Here is a 5,084-nt window from a genome sequence, read left to right as displayed (position 1 = left end):
GCTGAAGCCGAACCGCCCACCGGCCGGCCGCTCCACCTCGACACCCTCGTCGCCGACCGCCAGGCCTTGCTGGACCGCCTCAGGCCGCTTATCGGCTCCGGTCCATGAAGCTTGCTGGCAACGGCTCGCCGACACTCCGGCCTGGTTGACCAGCGGATGATGGCGATTTAAGCGGTGCCACGACCGTCACAGCGACGTTTTAGGCAACCGGCCGCGGATCGTTCAACGGGCGGCATACAGAGGCGGGGCATCAACCGGATCCGACAGCTTCACAACCGCAGCCGGACAGGCTTGTCGAATGGGAAGATGGGCGGGCTCGCCGCGAGTGCCTCCTTCGCGCCGGAAGTGATCGTCTCGACTGCGTCCTGCCGCGATCTCCGCCGGCGCATGCGGATTCCGATATGAAGCCGGCCGCCATTCCGGTTTGAAGCCGGCCACCATTCCAACCAAAGACCGGCCGGTTTTCGGCACTGAAGATTACCTCCTGGTCAGCAACCTTGACATCAATTACCTCGCGATGAACGAGGACATTTTGATGCCGGCAAAGAGAAGGCTAACCATGAGACAGTTGAGACAAATGCTTCGGCTTGCCGGAAGCGGGATCAGCTCGCGCGAGATTGCGGTCGTGCTGGGAATAGCATGCAGTACGGTGCAGGATAATCTGCGGCGCGCAGCGGCAATCGGGTTGAGCCGACACTGGATAACCGCGGCCACAATGCACCTCCGCTGGCCATCTCTCATGAAGAGGAAGATCGGCGGAGGATCGGCCGTGTCAACCGCATCAAGGGGCTGCTGCTCTCGCAAGGCATCACCGACTACGAGCCGCTTCATAAAGATCGGCGACAGCGGCTTGAAGACCTGCGAACAGGAGACGGGCACGCATTGCCAAGGCACATGAAGGCCCAGATCAGTCGAGAACTAGACCGGCTGGAACTGGTGATGGAACAGATCAAGGCGGTCGAGGGTGAGCGCGAGGCGCTTATCGCGGCGCAGAACACGGACAAGACGAAGCCGTCGCCCGTCACGATGCTGCTGGGGATTAAGGGACTCGGCGCGGAGTTTGCCAATATCCTCTGGGCGGAAGGGTCATTCCGGCATTTTGATAATCGCCGTCAGGTCGCCGCCTATGCCGGGCTGGCGCCGACGCCTTGGCAGAGTGGCTCGATCGACCGGGAACAAGGTGTGTCGAAGGCTGGCAATCCAAGATTGCGCACCACGCTCATCCAACTGTCTTGGTTATGGCTGCAACACCAGCCAGATTCGGCATTGGCAAAATGGTACAAGGCGCGCGTCGAACGCAATGGCGGGCGAATGAAGAAACCGACCATCGTTGCGCTGGCACGTAAGCTGCTAGTCGCCCTGTGGAAGTACGTAACCTCCGGAGTCGTAATCGAAGGTGCTATTATGAAAAAGGCATAGCGTTTTGCTACTTTTGCCTTTCCGAAATCTACCGGGATCTCATGAGCCCCGGCGGATCCAGGTGACGAACCTATGAAGACCCTGGCAAAAATGTCGTAGTTCAGAATGGTCTCGTCATCCTGGGCTCAGCCCGCCGAAAGCGGGATGTTGGTGCAGCCGCGATCAATGGCGACCGAATATGAGGTGGATTAGGCTCAGCAAAACGAGCCGCGTCACGTAGTTGAGCCCGCAACCTGGAGCCGGAAACCTTATGAGGATGTCGAATATGTTCCAATCTTGACATCGCCAACCCCATATGAGGGTCTTCACCTCCGCGCATCACACCGGCCATCAAGCGGCAGATGCGCCGCCGCTCCGCGATCGAGCCATCGGCCACATCAAGGCCGAACACCGGATGGACCGCAACTACCTCGCCGGCGAGCAGGGCGACGCCGTCAACGCCATCCTGGCCGCCGCCGGCTACAACTTCTCGCTGCTGCTCAACTGGTTCAGGCAGCTTTTGTGGCTGCTCCTCGCCGCGCTCCAAAGCCGGTCGAAATCCCTCGAAGCCTGACGAGCTTCCTTGTTCACGGGCGGCTAGATAGGGAGAGCCTGATTTTTCTGCAGACCCAGTTCACGCCGCACTCGGATCGCTCTCATAAGAATTCAACGGATTGGGAGATGGGGGCGGGCAGTTCTTAGTTCGTTAGGTCCCCAATTTTCGTCGGCTTCCCTTACAACCGCGCCTTTAAGCGCTGCCGCGAGGCTGCAAACACCTTTGCATGAGGCAACGCCTGAATCTCGCGGAGCATCGTTACGTGAGGCAATACGCACGCTCACCTAGGTTGCCGCGCCGCTTGGCTGCATAGGCGAGGCGCGGCATCACCAGATCCGACAGCTTCGCAACGGCGGCCGGACGGGGCTTGTCGAACGGGAAGATCGGCGGGCCGTGCAGCGAATTCCTCCTTCGCGCCTGGAGTGATGATCTCGACTGCGTCCTGGCGCGCTCGGTCCGTCAGCCTGTCGACAGCTGAGTCCCATAGAACAGTTTCCAGCCGCCAGGGCGGCTTGAGCTGCTCGGAACAGGCAAGGGAGATACGATGGATCCCTTTAACAATATCAATCGGTCCCACGTCTCAGATCTCGCCCGCACAGACGATTCAGGCTCGCAACAGCATCAGACCAACCAGGCGCGTTTTCAGGAGCATCTGAACGCGTTGCCGCCGGGCCAGCATCGGCAAGCTGTTCCAAACAGCCGTCTCGCCAGGCGGCGGACCGGCTCACATGCAGATGCGGTTGGACCGAGCATGCTGCAAGAGGAGGGCGCCGGGGAAGGCGGTTCGCACTTGCCCTTTGCTCCACCAGCTCACTCACCTGCGCAGAGTTTTGACCAGGACGAGCTCTTTGCCGCCGCGGATCGCGCCGGGCCGTTTGCGGCTGCAAGTTTCGCTTCGCAGTTCTGGCAGGATGCGGAGCGGGTGGTCCACTCACCGGCGCAAAGTGTCGATCAGCCGCGGAGCCGCGCAGCGATTGGGGTCGGTTACGAAGCTTCGAGTTCCATGCCGCCGCGGGTCAACCCGCCCGCCACGGGCTTTGGAAGCGCACCCGATGGCGTGAACTTCGCTCACGTCGTCACGGACGCATATCGGCCTGCGGCCAGTCAACAGGGCGATTTGACCGGCGCGCGCCATACAATGCCGGCCGCGGCGCCGCACCAGGCTGCCGTCGTTCAGCGAACGCGCCGCCGCAAGCGCGGCCGCGAGCATCCGGACGAGGCGCTTTTTGCCGCCTACCGTGCCGAGGTGGCTAAAACAGCCAAGGTGAGTGAAAGCTCGATCACTGGCGATATAGTGGCGCTGCGCAAGTTCAGCACATGGCTTGACGAGAACCATCGGACCCAGATCGCCGGCCGGATTGAGGACCCGGGGTTGGACGCACTGGCGAAGAACTTTGTGGGCAACAATGTCGTACTACTGAGCGACACCAAAGTGGCATTGGGAAGGCTCCGGCAGCATTCTGCCGGACAGCCTGTGACGGCTGTTTCGACTGTTCGACCCGGCACGAAGGACGATGAGGAACTATTCGCCCAATACCGGGCAAAAGCCGTGGCCCGCATCAAAGCACGAACCTTGGGGGGCGATCTAGCGGCGCTGCGCAAGTTCAGCAAATGGCTTGCCGAGAACCACCAGAGCCAAATCCACGGTCGGATTGAGGACGAGCAGTTGGACGGCCTGGCGAAGAACTTTGCGGGCAACGATGCCGTACTACTGAGCGACATCAACGTGGCATTGGGAAGGCTGCGGCAAGCCTATGCCGGACAGACTGTCACAACAGCTAAAACTCGCCCCGTCAACGAAGAGAACCAGGTGATCGAAGATGCATGTCGGGCAGCTGCAAGCAGGTACGGAAAAGACACGCTAAAAGTCTATCGGAGTCTTTTGTGTCGTTTCAACGAGTGGCTCAGTCAGAACTTCGGCAAGGGCATTGCCCAGATTGAACCCGCGGTGCTGAGCCGGGCGGTTGACGAATACAAGAAGAACGCGGGCCCCCGTTTCGGCACAGCCTGGGGCTTTCTGCAGAAATACCGGCAAATGGTCGCAGCCAACAATGCGCTGGGCTTGGCAGCCCATGGGCAAGCGGCCCCGCGCGAGCAGCCAAGCGGCCCGGCCATGGGAACTGCCCAGAGCGCCTCACCCGTCGCCTTCTCGCCCATCCCCATGTCCCCGGGCGACCCGGCCTGGGACGTGTTGCGAGCCTTCCATGAAGAAGAGGCCGTACAGCATGGCGCGCCAATGGCTACCAATGTGCCGCAGTTCCATCAGACGACATCGCTGCCGCCAGAATTTGCCCCCGTGCCGCCCCCGTCCTCGCCTGCTCAAAGTGCCGGCTCGTCCTCGACCTTCGCCGGCCTTGAACCACTGTCTCCCACACCTTATCGGCGTCCGGATTTTGATCTGAATGCGCTCGCGCCCGGGCAACTGGCTGAGGAGGGTAGCGGCTTGGGCCATTGGACCGCAGTTGCCGGCTCGGCAATTGCCCAGCCCGGCTCGTCACGCAGATCATCGCAGATCTATGCCGGTCTTGATGACATCGTCGACTTGCACGACGATGCCGGCTCCGCGCCGCGGTCGGACGCTGCCAGGTCGAGATCGATTGCCGGGCCATCGTCGTCATCGAGCGAGCCTGGAGAGGGTTCCACGGAGCTCGGGCCACAGCTTAGCTCGCGGGAGCAGGCCGATTTGGGGGTAAGGCCCGCCGCCTCGCAGGAAAGTTACGATCAGTCGCAGCTTTGGCAGGAGGTGGACCAAGCCGAAAGGCAAAGACCTGCCGGTCGGGACCGCCCCTGGTCAGAGTGGTCGCCGCAGTCGGATCAAGACATGGGGCCAGCTCGGCGGTCCGCGTCAGCTCGCTCGTCTGATATCTACCGCAGTCTTGACTCCCTGGTCGATTTGCCGTCCACACCGGCCGAGCTGCGTGATGATGCTCACTCTACGCCATTTCCAGGTACAGCCTCCGACGCTCAGGTTGAGGCGCTCGATCCGCGAGCCTCGTCTCACGACCGCAGCGGGCTGGCGCTAGGCGCCACGGAATGGCTGAACGATGAGCATATCCAGAGAGATTACGAACTTCTGGCGCAGGAGCTGCAGAGGGAAAATCCAGATCTCGCCGCCCGAACGCGGCTCGTC

Annotated in this window: 3 pseudogenes; all 3 read left to right on the top strand. The window is 61.5% G+C overall.

What is annotated here, in order from left to right:
* Window positions 1-741 precede the first annotated feature (741 nt).
* Window positions 742-1,419: pseudogene (locus RFM41_RS33835) on the top strand (IS110 family RNA-guided transposase); the annotation flags it as partial.
* Window positions 1,420-1,733: 314 nt separating this feature from the next.
* A pseudogene (locus tag RFM41_RS33830) lies at window positions 1,734-1,972 on the top strand (IS5/IS1182 family transposase); the annotation flags it as partial.
* Between the two features lie 526 nt (window positions 1,973-2,498).
* Window positions 2,499-5,084, top strand: a pseudogene (locus tag RFM41_RS33825) (hypothetical protein); the annotation flags it as partial.

The organism is Mesorhizobium vachelliae, assembly GCF_033977325.1.
GTDB lineage: Bacteria > Pseudomonadota > Alphaproteobacteria > Rhizobiales > Rhizobiaceae > Mesorhizobium > Mesorhizobium vachelliae.
Note: the sequence above shows the minus strand (reverse complement) of the source record. Positions and strands in the feature narration are given on the sequence as shown.